The sequence below is a fragment of the Kordia sp. genome (genome assembly GCF_045105435.1).
Lineage (GTDB): Bacteria > Bacteroidota > Bacteroidia > Flavobacteriales > Flavobacteriaceae > Kordia.
In genome coordinates, this window is record NZ_JBGCDL010000338.1 from 1 (window position 1) to 17,545 (window position 17,545).

The 17,545-nt window shown below is 34.6% G+C and carries 10 protein-coding genes and 1 pseudogene; 4 read left to right on the forward strand and 7 right to left on the reverse strand.

The window, feature by feature from the left end; all coding sequences use genetic code 11:
• Positions 1-172: 172 nt before the first annotated feature.
• From AB8B65_RS17255 to AB8B65_RS17280, 6 genes and pseudogenes are all read right to left on the reverse strand, one after another.
• On the reverse strand, positions 173-919 hold the full coding sequence (locus AB8B65_RS17255; protein WP_405302528.1) for a class I SAM-dependent methyltransferase: 747 nt from the start codon (positions 917-919) through the stop codon (positions 173-175).
• The gene (locus AB8B65_RS17260; protein ID WP_405302529.1) at positions 916-2,301 is read right to left on the reverse strand and encodes a B12-binding domain-containing radical SAM protein; all 1,386 of its coding nucleotides are present in this window, start codon (positions 2,299-2,301) and stop codon (positions 916-918) included. Before AB8B65_RS17260 ends, AB8B65_RS17255 begins: the two co-directional genes overlap by 4 nt.
• A 28-nt stretch (positions 2,302-2,329) precedes the next feature.
• Positions 2,330-2,587: pseudogene (locus tag AB8B65_RS17265) on the reverse strand (four helix bundle protein); the annotation flags it as partial.
• Positions 2,588-2,866: 279 nt separating this feature from the next.
• Positions 2,867-3,652 carry a class I SAM-dependent methyltransferase gene (locus AB8B65_RS17270; protein ID WP_405302530.1) on the reverse strand — a complete coding sequence of 262 codons (786 nt, stop codon included), beginning with the start codon at positions 3,650-3,652 and terminating at the stop codon, positions 2,867-2,869.
• Positions 3,645-5,108, reverse strand: coding sequence for a B12-binding domain-containing radical SAM protein (locus tag AB8B65_RS17275; protein ID WP_405302531.1), 1,464 nt, complete (start codon positions 5,106-5,108; stop codon positions 3,645-3,647). Before AB8B65_RS17275 ends, AB8B65_RS17270 begins: the two co-directional genes overlap by 8 nt.
• Complete coding sequence (locus AB8B65_RS17280; RefSeq protein ID WP_405302532.1) at positions 5,101-6,006, reverse strand: nucleotidyltransferase domain-containing protein; 906 nt, start codon at positions 6,004-6,006, stop codon at positions 5,101-5,103. Before AB8B65_RS17280 ends, AB8B65_RS17275 begins: the two co-directional genes overlap by 8 nt.
• A 184-nt stretch (positions 6,007-6,190) precedes the next feature.
• Here AB8B65_RS17280 and AB8B65_RS17285 point away from each other — a divergent pair, with 184 nt between their 5' ends.
• The 4 genes from AB8B65_RS17285 to AB8B65_RS17300 all read left to right on the forward strand — a co-directional run bounded on the left by AB8B65_RS17285 (position 6,191) and on the right by AB8B65_RS17300 (position 13,808).
• A complete protein-coding gene (locus AB8B65_RS17285) occupies positions 6,191-8,818 on the forward strand; it encodes a DUF5916 domain-containing protein (RefSeq protein ID WP_405302533.1) in 2,628 nt (875 codons plus the stop codon).
• Between the two features lie 171 nt (positions 8,819-8,989).
• Positions 8,990-12,421: a T9SS type A sorting domain-containing protein gene (locus AB8B65_RS17290; RefSeq protein ID WP_405302534.1), complete on the forward strand. Its 3,432-nt coding sequence runs from the start codon at positions 8,990-8,992 to the stop codon at positions 12,419-12,421.
• A 130-nt stretch (positions 12,422-12,551) separates the two neighbouring features.
• Positions 12,552-13,073: a hypothetical protein gene (locus AB8B65_RS17295; protein ID WP_405302535.1), complete on the forward strand. Its 522-nt coding sequence runs from the start codon at positions 12,552-12,554 to the stop codon at positions 13,071-13,073.
• A gap of 210 nt (positions 13,074-13,283) precedes the next feature.
• Complete coding sequence (locus AB8B65_RS17300; RefSeq protein ID WP_405302536.1) at positions 13,284-13,808, forward strand: lipocalin family protein; 525 nt, start codon at positions 13,284-13,286, stop codon at positions 13,806-13,808.
• A gap of 428 nt (positions 13,809-14,236) precedes the next feature.
• Here AB8B65_RS17300 and polA read toward each other — a convergent pair whose 3' ends face one another.
• The gene (polA, locus tag AB8B65_RS17305) at positions 14,237-17,068 is read right to left on the reverse strand and encodes a DNA polymerase I (protein ID WP_405302537.1); all 2,832 of its coding nucleotides are present in this window, start codon (positions 17,066-17,068) and stop codon (positions 14,237-14,239) included.
• Positions 17,069-17,545 lie beyond the last annotated feature (477 nt).

Sequence of the window (17,545 nt, forward strand, 5' to 3'; positions counted from 1 at the left end):
GAATTTGGCGTATTAGTATAATAATCTGTTGGGAAAATTTCCAATGCAGAAAGCACAATTTCAGCAATAATCAACAATACAAGTGTGACTATTCCTGAGAAGGCTAGTTTTTTAAGAAATCGTTTTGAGAAAAGCTTCATACAGTATTTTTAAAATAGTTTTCTAAAGTCCTCTAATGTAATACATACCAAGAAAAAGGCGAATCTTTTTTACCTAAAATCTTATATATAATATTTCGTTTGTATGTATATAAAACATCAAAGTTTTGCACTAATTGTTCATTATGATGATGATATTGTGCTGTCATTTCTGGAACACCTAATTCAGTGTAATAGGTTTTTGTACGTTCTTTTGCAGCAAGAATTTCTTCAGAAGCATAAAAAGGACTGTCAATGATATGAATTTCACCATTTTCTGTTAAAAAGGATTGTAATTGCGAAATCAAACCTTTAAAATCCTCAAAATATTGAATGGCTCCGTTGAGCGTGATGATGTCGAATTTCTTCTGAAAATAATCAGAAACTTCAAAAATATCTGCATACACAAATTTTAGATTCTTTTTCCTAAAAATACGCGCGGCTTGTTCCAATTCTTCACGATTAACGTCCAAACCAATGACTTGATTTTTTTCCAAAATTGCTGCAATTTTGTTAGAAAACCAACCATTTCCACAGCCGATAGTTAAAATAGCTGTTGGATCATTTTTTTTACTCAAATATGCCAAAAATCGTTCTGTAGATTTGACACGATACGCCCATTCATCACGATCTATATTTGGTAATTTACGCACTTCCACATCTGTCAAAATACGATTTTCTTTTTCGCGCACAGCGAGATAATACTTGGAAAAATCAGCATTTTCAGGTGTCAAATAATAGACATTTTGTTGTTGGGTTATACGACTAAAATCTAGTTTCATTTGTATAATTTCATGGCTGTTTGTGCTAGTAAAGATTTCGTTTTTAATTTCACAGATGTGAGCAAACTTCGATCTTTACCTTTGAGCAATTCTTTATTATAATTGACTTCATTTACAATTCTGCGCACAGCAAAATCATAAAATTTTCGTGAGTATGTACGTTTAAAATCAATTTGTCGGTCGGTTGATGTATTCCATTCTGGCTGTACTGTAATTTTATCTTCAATTTCATTATACAAGGAAGTTCCTTTGATCGGATACGCAACCGTAATGGTAAAATGTGTCGGATTTGCCGCTTTTAAATACGTAATAGTTTCGTTGATATCTTGTTCATCTTCACCAGGATAACCAACCATGATAAACGTTCCCGTTTCCATACCAAGTGCATTAGTTTTTTGAATGGCTTCCTTTACAACGTCAACATCTACGCGACGGTCCATGGCATCAATGATTTTTTGCGAACCACTTTCTGCACCAATCCAAATACGGAAACAACCTGCTTCTTTCAATAATTGCAAAATATGATCGTTCAAACGTTCGGCACGTGTAATACATTCAAACGGAATTATGGCATCTTGCTTAATTACTTCTTCATGGAAAAGTTCAATCCATTTGTGACTTACGCTAAATACATCATCCACAAACCAAATTCCATCAGGATTGTACGTTTCTTTCAGCATTTTCAATTCAGCAGCCACCATATTCGGCGGACGTCTGCGGTAACTTTGTCCATACACAGCTGTACTACACCATTTGCACGTATATGGGCAACCACGTTGCGTACTCACAGTCATGGAACTTTGTCCGTGATGTGTTTTCCAAGCATCTAAATATTTTTCTACAGGAATTGCAGCTCGGTTTGGCAATGGCAATTCTTTCAAACTTTTCATGCGCATTCGTGCAGGCGATTTTACAACTTCACCATTTTCTAAATACGCTATTCCGTGAACTTCACTGTAATCAGCATCATTTATAATGGCTTGGTACAACTCTAAAGTCGTTTGTTCACCTTCGCCAATAATTAAAAAATCGGCGCCAGTATTTAGGTAATTTTCACAGTTGTATGTAATATCTGGTCCGCCCAAAATAATCTTTGGAAAACCATATATTTCTTCTGTTTTTAGAAGTTGAATCAATTCAATCACGTTAATTTTCGTCATCAAATTTGTGTAAATCGCAATTACTTTAGGTTGCTTTTCTTCAATAAATCGCAATTGCTCTTTCTTAGAGTAGAATGTAGAATCATACACATGATTTTCTACTTTATTTTCATTCAAATACGACGAAATATACAACAATCCCAACGGCGCATACGGACGCATGATACTTTGCTCTTTCTCATCTTCAAAAAGATAATATGTATGTGTGAGAATGATGCTCATTATTTGGTTGCTATTTGCTCGTTTCTGGTTATGTATTCTTAGTCACGTTGGTATTCCAATTCCTGTCCACGTATATAATAAACTTATTAATTTGTTTGCCTAAAATGACATACTCTTCTATAAGTGGATTTACTTCATTTTTCTTATTGTGAATTTCAGCTATGCAATGTAAATGATTTATAGTTTCGTCACAAGAAGCTTGTGCATATATTAAAAATTTAATAAAATCAGCTTTGTATTTTTTCCTGCCATAACCTTCTACAATATTTGCGGTTATTGATTTGGACGATCTTCTTACTTAACTGCCTTGTTCGTATAATTCGTACTTTGGTAACGATAACGACTTTTCATGAACCTCTAAACTTAATTTAAAAGCTTTTTTATAAATATTTAAGTCTCGTTAACTTTTCTTTTCCATAATAATTCACTTCCCAAATATACTAAGCAGTTACGAAAAATTCACAATCAAAAACCATAAAATAACTTATTTAGAATGCGAATCTTTTTTTATGAATTTCAAAGGAGTATTTCAACACAAAAAAATTTCTTGATCAGCAACCAGCAATTACCCTTTCTTTTCGAGAGTAATCAAAAAATGATCTGCGTATTTTGCGAGTGAAGAAGCTGTTAAAATGGAATCTAAACCTCTAAAAATATTCAGCATTGGAAATTTAGCCACAAACGATTGTTCTAAATACGAAGGCGGAATGGTGACACCAATTGGTTTTACTTTTTTAGTTGTAAAAAATGTGTTCGCTGCTGCAGAAACGTCTTGCGGATTGTAGTACCAAGTTGCTACGCCAACACCATCTACGTTGGCAACAATACTTTCGGTTGTGTTTCTTCGTGTAGCTTTGACTTTATCTCCTTTTAAAGTAAAATACATACGTTCCCATACACAATTTTTAGGCATTAATACAATTGCTAGTTTCCCATTAGGAAGTAACAAATCGGAAGCAGTTTTAAAAAATGTTTCTAATTGTTCAAAAGATAAACAGTTAATTCCTCCAAAATCTGAAAAAATAAAATCAAACTTTCTGTCAAACGTATCTTTTGTAATAGTATTAATGTCTTGTACTCTGAATTGAAGATTTTCTGGGTGCGATTTTGATTTGGCAACGTCAATCATTCCCGCAGAAATATCAGTTGCAATCACATCATGATTCAGTTTTGCAAATTCAATTGCATCTGCGCCAGTTCCGCAATTTAGCTCTAAAATAGACAGTTTTTTATCCTGTTGAATGATCGGATTTATATGTTTAAAAACGAGTTTTCGCTGCGCTTTTCCTATGTTCGAATAGGTAAAAATATCATCGTACTGCGGCGCAGCTACATCAAAATCACTATGCATTGGTATTCTCCATATTTTTAAGTTGAATTTTATCAATAAAAGCAGCGGGTACGTAATACCCAAACAATAGCATTGATCGCAACTCAGATTTAGAAATTGAAAACGGATTTTTAAAGAATTTTTTAAAGTTTTGTGTCGCTTGACTTTTACGGAATTCTTTATGAACATACCGTTGCAATTTTCTGTAAAATTGCGTGTTGTATGTTCCTTTAAACATCATTGCTAAATCGTCAGAATCTGTCCAGTTAGCTTTTAACTGTAAGTCATCTTTAACTTTATCGTAAAATTTAGTTCCTGGAAGCGGATACGAAACTGAAACGCCAATATTATCAGGAACCAACTCTTTAATCATATCAATTGTTTTCTGAATGTCTTCTTTGGTTTCTTCCAAATAGCCAAACTGAATAAAGAACGCGACGCGTACCTTTTTTTCTTTTAGTAAACGTGTGGCTTCATAAATTTGTTCTACTTTGGTTTCTTTGTCCATCGCGTCCAAAATTGCTTGTGAGCCACTTTCTGCGCCAACCCAAACTTCTTCCAATCCACTTTCAGCTAAAGCTTCAATAGTATCTTCTTTCAATAATAAATCGACACGACTTTGTATGTAATACGAAATGGAAAGTTGTTCTTTTTTGAGTTCTTGATTGAAATTTTGAACCCAATTCGGCTTTAAGCCAAAAATATCGTCACACATCCAAAAACGTGTAACGCCATAATTTTCTTTTATATATTTTATGTGTTTGGTAATGTATTCGGGCGAATGTGAGTTGTAGCGATTTCCGTAAATCGGTTTCGCACACCAATTACATTTAAACGGGCAACCACGAGTTGTTGCCATATTTAGCGTAAATTCATTTCCGCCAGCTTCCCAAATCTTTCGGTACGGTTCAATATCAATCAAATCCCAGGCAGGCATCGGCAATTCGTCTAAATTGCGCAATACAGGATGTTTTGGATTTTTGATAATTTCGCCATCTTTTTTAAAAACCAAGCCTTTTATTTGCGAAGTATCTTCGTTATTTGATAACGCATCCACCAATTCTTTTAACGAAATTTCGCCTTCACCTTGAATTACAAAATCTGCACCAGTATCCAAATATTTTTCGTAATGATCTGTGGAATCAGAGCTGCAAACAATAATATGACAATTTAGATTTTTAGCAATTTTAATCATTTCAAAAGCGGCTTCACGCATGGTGGTTAAGCACATTTTTGTCAAATAATTAAAGCCATCATCGTAAAGTACAAATGTTTTAGGTTTGTGAGTCTCTAAGTATGGTTTTATGGTTCTTGGGTCGTCTAATAAATTGGCGTCAAAAACACCAACTGCATATCCGTTTTCACGTAAATAGGAAGCAGCGTACAGTGTTCCTAATGGTGGATATGGCGTTTGATTTTTCCATTGTTTGGCATCAAACTTATAGTAATAGGAATGTGAAAAAACAACATCAAGCATGTTTTTCGAGATATTTCAAATTGTATTGTTTTGTAACTTGGTCTAAACGTTCGTTTAAACGTGTAATTACTTTATTTTGATAGTTTTGTGGATGATGTTTAGATACGTGTCTTGTAGATTTCATCGCAATTTCAAAATCTTCATGAGCTAAGTGTTTGAATTTTTTTCTCCACTTTTTGATCGTAAATTTTTGTAAATAGAGATCTGTTTTTAATCCAAAAGAACCATTAAATATTTTTTGAATCATTTTAGAGAATCTACTTTTTTCAGTATCTCTAATCGTACTCATTTTAACAGCTGGTTTATTTGGAAAATATGGAGCAGCCCATGGATTTTTTGTTATAAAATCCTTAAACGTTTCTGTTCCATACAATGGAATAAGCGTGGAAATTTCGGTTGCTGTAAATAAATTTTGTTCTGAAATTTCTAATTGATCTGTGCTAATAAAATAGTTGACACAGAAATATTTTTTAGAATTCAATAAAAATATCTTTTTATATAAAACAAGTAATGTTCTTGCAATCCACAAACGATTTGGTTGCGTAATAATAAAAAAGTCAAAATCGCCATCGTCGTCATAAAAACCTTTTGACAATGCGCCAGATAAACAAACACCTTTTATATAGGGGAATTTTGCTATTTTTTTTGAAACCTTTACCGCTTTCGGCATAATGTTTCGTGCCATTTCGTTGCCTTTCAATCTGCGTTCTACACGATCAGGATTATTGACATCAATATAAAAACCATCAAAATTAAAAATGATGCCTTTTTTCAATAGCATATCAATTTCGCTATCAATTTCTTTTTGATCCGGATTATCAGAAAACTGAAAAATTTCAGTCCTTGTTAACGGATACTTAAAAAGGGAAAAGTATAATATGGTTTTTAAGGCGCTCACTACTTTTTTGTTTTCAAATCAAATGTACTTAAAATTATGTTTCTTAAAGTCAGTATAAACAATAAAACTTCTATTGTTTATTATTTAGTGTATTTCTTAATAAGTAGTAATATTTGACCAATAATTGACGTAATTTTACAAGGTTTGTTACTTTTATAACAATCAATCAATCAAAAAGCGACTTATGAAATCATTCCTATTGTTGTGCATAGGTTTTTTGTGCATTCCCATCTTGGGATTTTCACAAGAAACATCAAAAATTATTCCTAAAAAAATTTATACGACAAATAGTATTAAAGGAGAAGCTCCAAAAATTGATGGTTTGCTCAACGATGCAAGTTGGGATTCTGTTGAATGGGCAGGTGACTTTATTGAAAATCGACCAGATGAAAATACACCGCCAACAGAGCAAACTAAGTTTAAAATTATGTACGATGCAAAATTTTTATATGTTGCAGTGCGTGCGTATGACAAAGATCCAGACAAAATTGTAAAACGTTTGTCGCGCCGCGATGGTTTTGATGGCGATTGGATCGAAATTAATATTGATAGCTATCACGATTTACGAACAGGTTTTTCGTTTACAGTAACTGCGGCAGGTGTAAAAGGAGACGAGTTTATTTCAGATAATGGTAAAAATTGGGATGGAAGTTGGAATCCGATTTGGTACACAAAAACTAATGTAGATGAAGAAGGTTGGACAGCCGAAATGAAAATTCCACTCAGTCAATTGCGATTTGGAAAAAGTGTAGAACAAATTTGGGGATTGCAAGTGCAACGTCGCTTTTTTAGAAAAGAAGAACGATCTACTTGGCAACGAATTCCCCAAGATGCGCCAGGTTGGGTAAGCGAATTTGGAGAATTACACGGATTAAAAAATATAAAACCACAACGACAACTAGAAATTCAACCATACATTGTTACGCAATATGATACTTATCCGGAAGAAAATGGAAATCCGTTTCGTGATGGAGACGATTTTACCTTAAATGGCGGACTCGATGGTAAAATTGGTGTAACAAACGATTTGACTTTAGATTTCACTATCAATCCCGATTTTGGACAAGTAGAAGCAGATCCTGCAGCAATTGCTTTAGATGGCTTTCAAATTTTCTTCCGCGAACAACGTCCGTTTTTTGTAGAGAATAAAAATATTTTTGATTATCAGTTTGCCGATGATCAAGACAATGTATTTTATTCGCGACGTATTGGTCGAAATCCGCAAGGTTTTCCAAATACAGCTTCGGGCGAATTTGTAAATCAACCACAAAACTCTACCATTTTAGGCGCTGCAAAATTTAGCGGAAAAACTAAAAATGGTTGGTCAATTGGTGTGTTGGAAAGTGTAACTGGAAAAGAATTTGCCGAAATTGATAACAATGGAACACGCAGAAAAGAACTTGTGGAACCGCTAACGAATTATTTTGTGGGACGATTGCAAAAAGACTTCAATAAACGCAATACTTTTATTGGCGGAATTTTTACAGCAACCAACCGCCGATTGGAAGACAATCTGAATTTTTTACACAAAGCAGCGTATACAGGCGGATTAGATTTTACGCATAATTGGAAAGACAGAACGTACTTTGTAAAAGGAAATATTGTAACAAGTCATGTGCAAGGAAGCAAAGAAGCAATTGCAGCCACACAAAATTCACTTACACATTTATTTCAACGTGTAGATGCAGGACATGTGGATGTTGATCTAAACCGAACTTCTTTAACAGGAACAGGCGGAAAGCTCGAATTTGGAAAAGCTGGTAGCGGAACGTGGCGTTATGATGGTGGCGTAATATGGCGTTCGCCAGAATTGGAACTTAACGATATTGGGTTTTTACGTCAAGCGGATTTAATTCGCCAGTACGCTAATATTGGGTACCAAACCACAAAATCTTTTGGGAAATTTAGAAGCATTTCGGCGCGATTTTCACAATACACGACCTATGATTTTGAAGGAAATTTTAATCGAATTCAATATGAATTTAATACGAACTTACGACTTTTAAACAATTGGTTTATTGATATTGGTGGCGCGCACAAACCGCGAATTTACATCAATACATTTTTGCGTGGCGGACCGCGTTGGCGATTTTCACAAGAAAATTTTGGATATGCTTTTTTCGGAACAGACGAACGTAAAAAACTGCGTACAAGTTGGGGAATGGTGTATTCAAAAGCAAAACAAGACAACTTTACATTTATAGAAGTAAGCGGCGATGTTACCTATCAACCAACGGATGCAATGCGAATTTCCATAAGCCCGCAATACAATTACAATCCAAATAAAACGCAATATGTTACACAAGCAGATTCAAACGGAACAACACGTTACATTTTGGGCGATATTGACAATCAAACGTTAAGTGCAGCAATTCGTTTCAATTATACCATCAACCCAAATTTATCCATTCAATATTACGGACAACCTTTTGTGTCTATTGGTCGTTACAAGGATTTTAAATACGTAACCAATTCTATTGCTGATGATTTGAACGATCGTTTCTATCAATATCAACCCAATGAAATCACCTTTGATGCTGCTTCAAATTCTTATATTATTGACGAAGATGCAAATGGAAATGTAAACTATTCTATAGGAAATCCTGATTTTGCTTTTGTGCAATTTCGTTCCAATTTAGTCTTACGTTGGGAATACATTCCAGGTTCTGAATTGTTCTTAGTTTGGTCGCAAGGAACCACAGGTTTTGGAAATACACGAGATCATTTATTACGTAGTTTGGACAATCAAATATTAGGACAACAACCAGAAAATATTTTCTTGATGAAATTTACCTATCGATTTGTACTCTAGTTTTAGGAGTTTATTTTTTTGTAGATCGTACATGAAAAGGAAAAAAACAATGATCAATAAGTTTATCACTATTTCAAAAATAGTGTTTTCCCCTTATAAAATCAGTTTTTAGCTTGACAGAGAAAAGCATGTCAAATTTCATATTTGCAACGAAACAAAAAAGCAAATATTATGAGAAAAATCATGTTACTCTGCGTAGGACTTCTACTTTTTAGTGAAGCCCAGAGTCAAGACAAAAAAAATGATCGAGAAAATCAAGAACCTTATTTTTTTGAAATTGTAGCGAAAAAAGAAAAAGAGCTCAATGAAAGAATAAAGAAAAACAACGGAAGTACCAAAGGTGTAGGGTACAAATCATTTAATCGTTGGAAAGCCTTTTGGGAACCAAGAGTTGGTACATACGGTAAGTTTAGTGAGATTACGGGTAACATTCAAGAAGCAACAAGTAAAAGCAACTTCAATTGTAGTTCTGATGCAAGTTGGACGAGTATTGGACCTTCTTCATTTCCCGCAGGAACGTCACTTCAACGTGGATTGGGACGATTAGATTTTGTAAAATTACATCCAGATTATAACGGAACATCCAATCAAACTGTTTTTGCTGGTGGAAGGCCTGGTTTATGGCGATCAACCAATAACGGAAACAATTGGACGCAAATAGGTTCAGATAAATTTGAAGTTTCTGCCTGTTCAGATGTAGCCGTTATGGAAAATAGTTCGGGAACAGAAATTCTATTGGCAGCAACAGGTACGAAAAAAAGTCACTTCTCTCCAACACTACACAGTATTGGTTTAAAACGATCTGTGAATGGCGGAAGCACATGGACAACTGTACACTTAGAAGCAACTCCATGGGAAATTGGAGACGAAGAACGTATTACAGAAATTGCAGTTGATCCAAATGCAAATAATAGAGTGTATGTAACTGTAATTAAATTTTCTTGGGCAGCAACTTCCGATTATTTCGGAACCACAACAAAAAAAGATAATTATAAAGGAAAAGTATTTGTGTCTGAAAATTACGGACTTACTTGGGCAAAAATTTATGAAGGTTTTGCGGTGGAAGATTTCGAATTTAAAACAGATAATAGCAATACATTCTATTTTTCAGGACACAAATTGGTGCAAGGAAGAAGATTAGGTACAAATAATTATGTATTTACCGATTTAACACCGCAATTAGCAGGATTCTCTTTTAATAGTTTATCGTGGGATAACGGACATGCACAACGTATGGAAGTAGAAGTAAGTGCTGCTAATCCAAATGTAATATATACGTTTGCCCAATATTTTGATCCCACTCAAAGTACAACGAATCAAAGAAAATTATGGAAATCGATAGATGCTGGACTTACGTTTTCACTCGAAAACAATGCAAACTTTCCAACAGGAATTGGCTGGATTAGAGGTTCGTTAGAAGTATCGCAACAAAATGAAAATCTGGTTTATATTACAGATGTTTTAAGTGGAAGATCTACAGATGGTGGCGTTACTTTCTCAACAATGTCAGGATTTCATGTAGACACAAACGATGTTGAAGTATCTAACACAAATCATGTTTTTTTAGCAAATGATGCTGGTGTGTACAGAAGTGTTGACAACGGACTTACTTGGCAAATTGCTTCTGAAGGTTTAGCCGTTTCTGAAATATATGATATTGGAATGTCGTTACGAACAAATTCGTCAGTTCCTGATATTATTGAAGGTGGATTTCAAGATACCAATTGTATGGTGCGACAAAATAATGGAAATTGGGCGCATTCAACAGGAACTGGCGGTGATGGAATGGTATGTATTGTAGATCCTGTAGACCCAAATATTGTATATAGTGAAGCGCAAAACGGAATTACCAGAAGATCTACAAATGGAGGACTTTCATTTTCCAATTATAGTGTAGGTGGTTCTAATGGACTTTGGGTAACACCAATGGTTTTAGATCCTAACAATCATAACAGGCTTTTAGTAGGGAAACGACATTTACAAGTGCGTGTTGCAGGAAGTTCGGCAACACAAATAACTATTCCTTTTTCAGTTGCCAATTCGCAAAGTATCTCTGCAATAAAAGTCGCGCCAAGCAATTCTAATATTATTTATATCGCATATCAAGAAGGAATTGCAGATTTCGATGCCGGTGCTTACAGCAATTGGTGGCAAGATCCAAATCGTAAAATGAGACAACAATTTTTAAAAACTACAGATGGTGGAGTTACTTGGACAGATGTTTCTCCTGCTGACTTAAATAAAGGTTCGCACGGATACATTTCTAGTATTGAAGTGCATTCGTCTGATCCTAATAAAGTTTGGGTTGGTTATGGCGCATATAATATAAAAAACCGTGTGGTAAAATCTGATGATGGTGGAGCAACTTGGGAAGGATATGCACAAGGATTAGAAGCAGTGCCTGTAAATGATATCGTGATAACACCAACACATAACAACGGAATAAAAAGGTGTGATTTCTTGTATTTAGCAACCGATTTTGGAGTGTATTACAGAAGTAGTAACATGAGTGAGTGGGAATGTTATACAGAAGGAATTCCAAACGTTCCAGTAATGGATTTAGAAATTGATGAATATCAAAACATTATTCGTTGTGCAACGTTTGGAAGAGGTGTTTGGGAAGCAGGTTTACATCCTGATGACAGCGCATACAACAATTCATTATTTACCTTTACAACAACCTGTGCTTCAGATGGAACAACGTCAGTTACAGTAACACCAAATGCGCCAGCGGACAATCATCATTGGTCTTTATATGAAACTTCAGCAGCAAACCAAACAGGTGGCAACTTTACAGTGCAACAAGTAGGAAGCTCTCAATGTTGTAGTGGCGGATCAAAAACCTTTACTGGGTTAGATCCAAATAAATTTTACTACATAAAACACGGTGTTTGGGACGCATGTCACAGATGGCAAGAAACGCGCAAATACATTCCTTCAATCAACGAATCGGCACAACCTGTTTTTCATTTTGAAAACGCTGTTGGACAGTCAAAAACGACATTTTGTTACAACGAAGATGTGTATATGAACGGAATAGCAACAGAAGGTGAAACACGTTATTTCTTTGATGCTTGGCGAAGACCTGCAGGAAGCACAGGCGCATTTTCACATTATGCAAACTATGGTTGGACAACCAATCAGCAAGTTGGAATTGTAAATCTTAGTTACGAATTTTTAAACAATGGAGACAATCCGGGAGAACAATTTGTGGCAGGTTATGAATATCAAATCAAACTGGCTATTGGAAATCCTCCGTGTTTTGGTTGGAAATCTACCACGCGAAACTTTACAGTCGTAAGTTGTTTTATAAATGATCCAATAAAGCCAACCAAAGGGTTTTTACAAAAAGATATCAATGAAGATGCTTTTGTATATTCTGTAACGCCAAATCCGAGTAAAGATATATTTACAGTAAAACTCAATCAAGAGTTGGAAGGAAGCATACAAATAGTTGATCAAAAAGGAGTTGTAATTTTAAACAGAGCACTTAAAAAAGGCAACACTTTTCAAATTGATCTCTCGTCGTATGCCGTAGGAATGTATTATTTAAAAATAACATCTGCATCACATACAAAAACGTTGAAACTTTTAAAGCAGTAAAATAGTTTCTAAAGAAGTCATCATTTGTGGTGGCTTCTTTTCTATAAATCCAATAATAAATTTTCACATAACTTAGTTTTCGGTACATAATTTGATACATTGCACCCGTTAAACAATTTATACCATTACTATGAGAAAAATATTACTGTTATCGGCATTCAGTTTGTTTTTAGTTGCTTGTTCATCCGACGATGACGCGCCAGCTCCAGCAGATCCTATAGTTGGAACTTGGAAAATGACTTCATATGAAGTAGAGAATTCGTATGACTTCAACAACGACGGAACTGCAAATAGAGATTTGCTTATTGAAACAAATTGCTATCAAAATGAAACCATTCAAATAAATGAAGGCGGAGCAGCTATAGTGCTTTCAAATTCTTTCCTAACTGTTGTAGCAGAATTGGTAGTAGGAACAACCGATGAATTTACATATACATTAAATTGTGAAAATGAAGCTGAAATTACGACAACAAATTGGACATTAAACGGGACAAGCTTATCATTTCAAGAAGAAGATGGATTCACAATTATAGCGACTTACAACGGAAGCAATCAATTTTCATTCACAGTTCCTGAAGGTTTTGAAATTTTTTCAGGAGGATTTAATGCGGTTGCCGAAGAAGATGTTACTATAACATATACAAAACAATAAATTACAAGTAAGTTTGTAGGCTTGTATATATAAAGCGCTAAAACCTGGGTTTTAGCGCTTTATTTTCTTTTTAGTATCTGTAAAACCAGTACATCATGTTAAGAAATTTACAAAACTGCACTAAGGTTATCTTAAATAATTGAGTTTTTTCTTACTGGTATTTATATTTGAAACATCATTAAATATTAATACTAATTAAAACCGATTATTATGAAAAAACTACTATTATTTTGTATGATGAGTATGCTATTATTAGGCTGTTCATCCGATGATGACAATGAAATTTCTTTAGAGCCGCTTGTTCCAGGCACATGGAAAATGACGTATTTTATATTAGAAAATCACTATGATTTGGATGGCGTGAAAGTCCTAGATTTATTAGGACAAACAAACTGTTATCAAAATGAAACCATTACCTTTAATCAAGATGGAACAGCGATAGTGAGTTCTACTTCATTTTTAAATATAAAGGCTTCATTGGTAGAAGATACAGAAGATGAGTATACTTATACAGCTGATTGTGTCAATGAAAATGATACATATTCAGCCACTTGGTCAATAGAAGGTAGAAATTTGATTCTTACGGAAGAAGATGGCTTTGTGTCTACAGCGCCTAATTTTGGAGGTGGACAATCTTTAGTTTTTAGTATTCCAAATGGGTTTGAAGTTTTACTTGACGATGGAACTACTATTCATGCAGCCGAAGATATACTTGTATTTTATGAAAGACAATAAGTAATCCTTTAAGTTTACAGTAGAAAAGTACTAAAATGTACATTTTAGTGCTTTTTTTATATTTATGTGAATGCCCAAACGTTAGATCGAGTATCATTTGAGATCAAAAAATATGTTGATAGAAAATACCTAGCGTAGCTATTTTTGAAGAAATTTTGTGTCGAGAGCTTATTTGAATTTCAGAGTACTTCTCGATACTATTTTTCTTCATTTTATTCCGAAAAATCACTCGAAGAGACGTTTTTATTTGTGAGAAATTATCAATTTAAAATCAAACAAATCATACATCAAAAATGGATTCCTGCCTTCTCAGGAATGACATTATGAATTATAAAATAATCAGACAAATCTAAAATCGTACATCGAATAAATCAACAATCAATAATCAAAAATGAGATACTGAATCAAGTTCAGCATGACGCCTGCGGCTAATGTGCTTCTAACCAGTTTTGACCAATTCCAATCTCAACATCTAACGGAACGCTCATTTTAAAAGCATTTTCCATTTCTTCTTTAATAATTGGTTGAATGGTTTCCAACTCGTCTTTATGTGCATCAAAAACCAATTCATCATGTACTTGCAATAACATTTTCGATTTAAAACCTTCTGTTGAAAAACGATTGTAAATATTAATCATGGCAAGTTTTATAATATCTGCCGCGCTTCCTTGAATTGGAGCATTTACAGCATTTCGTTCTGCCGCACCACGAACAATTCCGTTTCTAGAATTGATGTCTTTTAAATAACGACGTCTTCCCAAAACCGTTTCCACATATCCGTTTTCACGCGCAAATGCAACCTGATTTGCCATATAGGCTTTTAGCTTTGGATAGGTTTCATAATACGTATCAATCAATTCTTTAGATTCACTTCGTGTCAAATCGGTTTGATTACTCAATCCAAAAGCAGAAACTCCATAAATAATTCCGAAGTTCACCGTTTTTGCATTGCTACGTTGCTCACGCGTTACTTCTTCCAACGGAACATCAAATACTCTTGAAGCGGTAGAAGCATGAATATCTGCGCCATCTTTAAACGCTTGCATCATCGTATCTTCTTCACTCAAAGCTGCAATAATTCGCAATTCTATCTGAGAATAATCGGCAGCGAGTAACACATAATTTTCATCTCTAGGAATAAACGCTTTTCGCACTTGTCGTCCACGTTCTGTACGAATTGGAATATTCTGTAAATTTGGGTTGTTAGAACTCAATCTTCCAGTCGCAGCAACAGCTTGTGCATAGACTGTATGAATTCGATTCGTTTTTGGGTTAATTTCATTTGGCAGCGCATCAACATACGTACTTTGTAGTTTACGATATTGTCGCCATTCTAAAATATCCGCTACAATTTGATGGTCTTTCGCTAAATAGGAAAGTACATCTTCTGCGGTAGAATATTGTCCTGTTTTGGTCTTCTTAGGTTTGTCAACTAATTTTAATTTATCAAACAAAATTGGGCCTAATTGCTTTGGAGAAGCTAAGTTAAATTCTTCACCAGCTTGCTCAAAAATATTTTTCTCTAAACGATCAACATCTATTGTTAAATCTGTTGATAAACCTCCTAAAAAGTCCGGATCTAAATTAATTCCTTCAATCTCCATTGCAGATAAGACACTTACCAACGGAACTTCTACATCTGTAAATAATTTTGTCAAATGACCACTTTCCAATTCTTTGATAAAATGTTCTTTTAACTGATAGGTAATATCTGCATCTTCAACGGCGTATTCAGTTTGTTTGTCAAGCGGAACTTGTCGCATTGACAACTGATTTTTACCTTTTTTACCAATCAATTCTACAATAGAAACGGGTTGGTAATTCAAATATGTTTCCGCCAAAACGTCCATATTATGACGCATATCCGGATTGATCAAATAGTGCGCAATCATCGTATCGAAAATTGGGCCTTTTACGGGCATGTCATAGTTAGACAATACTTTGATATCGTATTTTAAATTCTGTCCCACTTTCTCAATCGTCATACTTTCAAAAAACGGACGGAATTCTTCTAAAATTTCTTTAGTTTCTGCTTGATCTTCTGGAAATGCCACATAATATCCTTTTCCTTTTTCCCATGAAAATGCAACACCAACCAATGCTACTTCAAGTGCTTTTAAACCTGTTGTTTCAGTGTCAAAACATACACTTTGTTGTTTCAATAACTTTTGAAGCAACATTTTTCGCGCCATTGGTGTGTTGGCCAATTGATAAAAATGATCGGTCGTTTTTATGGTTTCATATCCAGAAATAGTAGCTTCTTCCGAAACATTTCCGCCTCCAGGTGCAGCAAACAAATCAAATTGTCCAGTAGCTGCCGCTTGTTTAGAAGCTTTAGAAGTTGTTTTTGTGTTTGCTTCCGCGGAATTTTCTTCCGGTGCTTTAAACGTTTTGATCAAATTATCGAGCAATCTACGGAATTCCAATTCGTTAAAAACTTCCGTAACGGCTTCTAAATTTGGTTTCGATAATTCAAAATTTTCTGCATGAAACTCTACAGGAACATCTAGCATAATTGTAGCCAATTGTTTTGAAAGCAAGCCTAATTCGCTATTTGCTTCCACTTTCTCCTTCATCTTTCCTTTCAACTCATGTGTGTTGGCTAAAAGATTTTCCATACTTCCATACGCTGCTAAAAACTTTTTGGCTGTTTTTTCTCCAACACCTGGCAATCCAGGAATATTATCGACAGCATCGCCCATCATTCCTAAGAAATCAATGACTTGTTCAGGGCGTTCTACACCAAATTTTTCTTGTACTTCCGGAATTCCCCAAGTTTCATATCCGCCGCCAAATCGCGGACGATACATAAATATATTTTCAGAAACTAACTGTGCAAAATCCTTATCTGGCGTTACCATAAATGTTTTGTAGCCTTCTTTTTCTGCTTTCTTGGCAAGTGTTCCAATAATATCATCGGCTTCATATCCCGTTTTTACAATAATTGGAATGTGCATGGCTTCTAAAATGCTTTCAATATATGGAACTGCAAGTCGAATAGCTTCAGGAGTTTCTTGTCTGTTCGCTTTATATTCTGGAAACGCTTCCACACGATCTACACTTCCGCCTTTATCAAAACAAACCGCCAAATGATCTGGACGTTCACGCTTAATTACATCCAACAAAGAATTGGTAAATCCTAAAACAGCTGAGGTATCAAACCCTTTCGAGTTGATTCTTGGGTTTTTAATAAAAGCATAATATCCTCTAAAAATAAGCGCGTACGCATCGAGTAAAAAAAGTCGTTTTTGGTCTGCCATGAATCGAAAATTTGATGGAAATTCAAATTTAAGAATATTACTAAGATTCTCGAATAAAAAAGAAATTATTCACGAGTAGTTAAAAAATAAATGATTAAATCAGACTACGGTTATTTTTCTAGGAGCGCTAGTAATTAGTTTGTGGTTTCTCTAATTCTATTGACTTGCCATTTTAATAACTACGGTTATTTTATTGTTTGTTTTATAAATTGAACACTACTTTTCTTTCACTTACGGCTTTACCGTAAGTGGTTAGTAATTTGTTTTTATATCTTTTCTACCTTAATCAAAATTATATATCATGAAAAAAAAGAATCTAAAATCATTGAGTCTTAACAAGAAGTCTGTTTCTTCATTAACTGCTGAAAAAGCAAAAGGAGGTTTGGGTATTACTTCTGGTCATCCAATTTGTTCTATAGAACCTGAATTTTGTAACTGGACATTAAATAGATGGTGTTATAATTCTGGTTCTCCAGG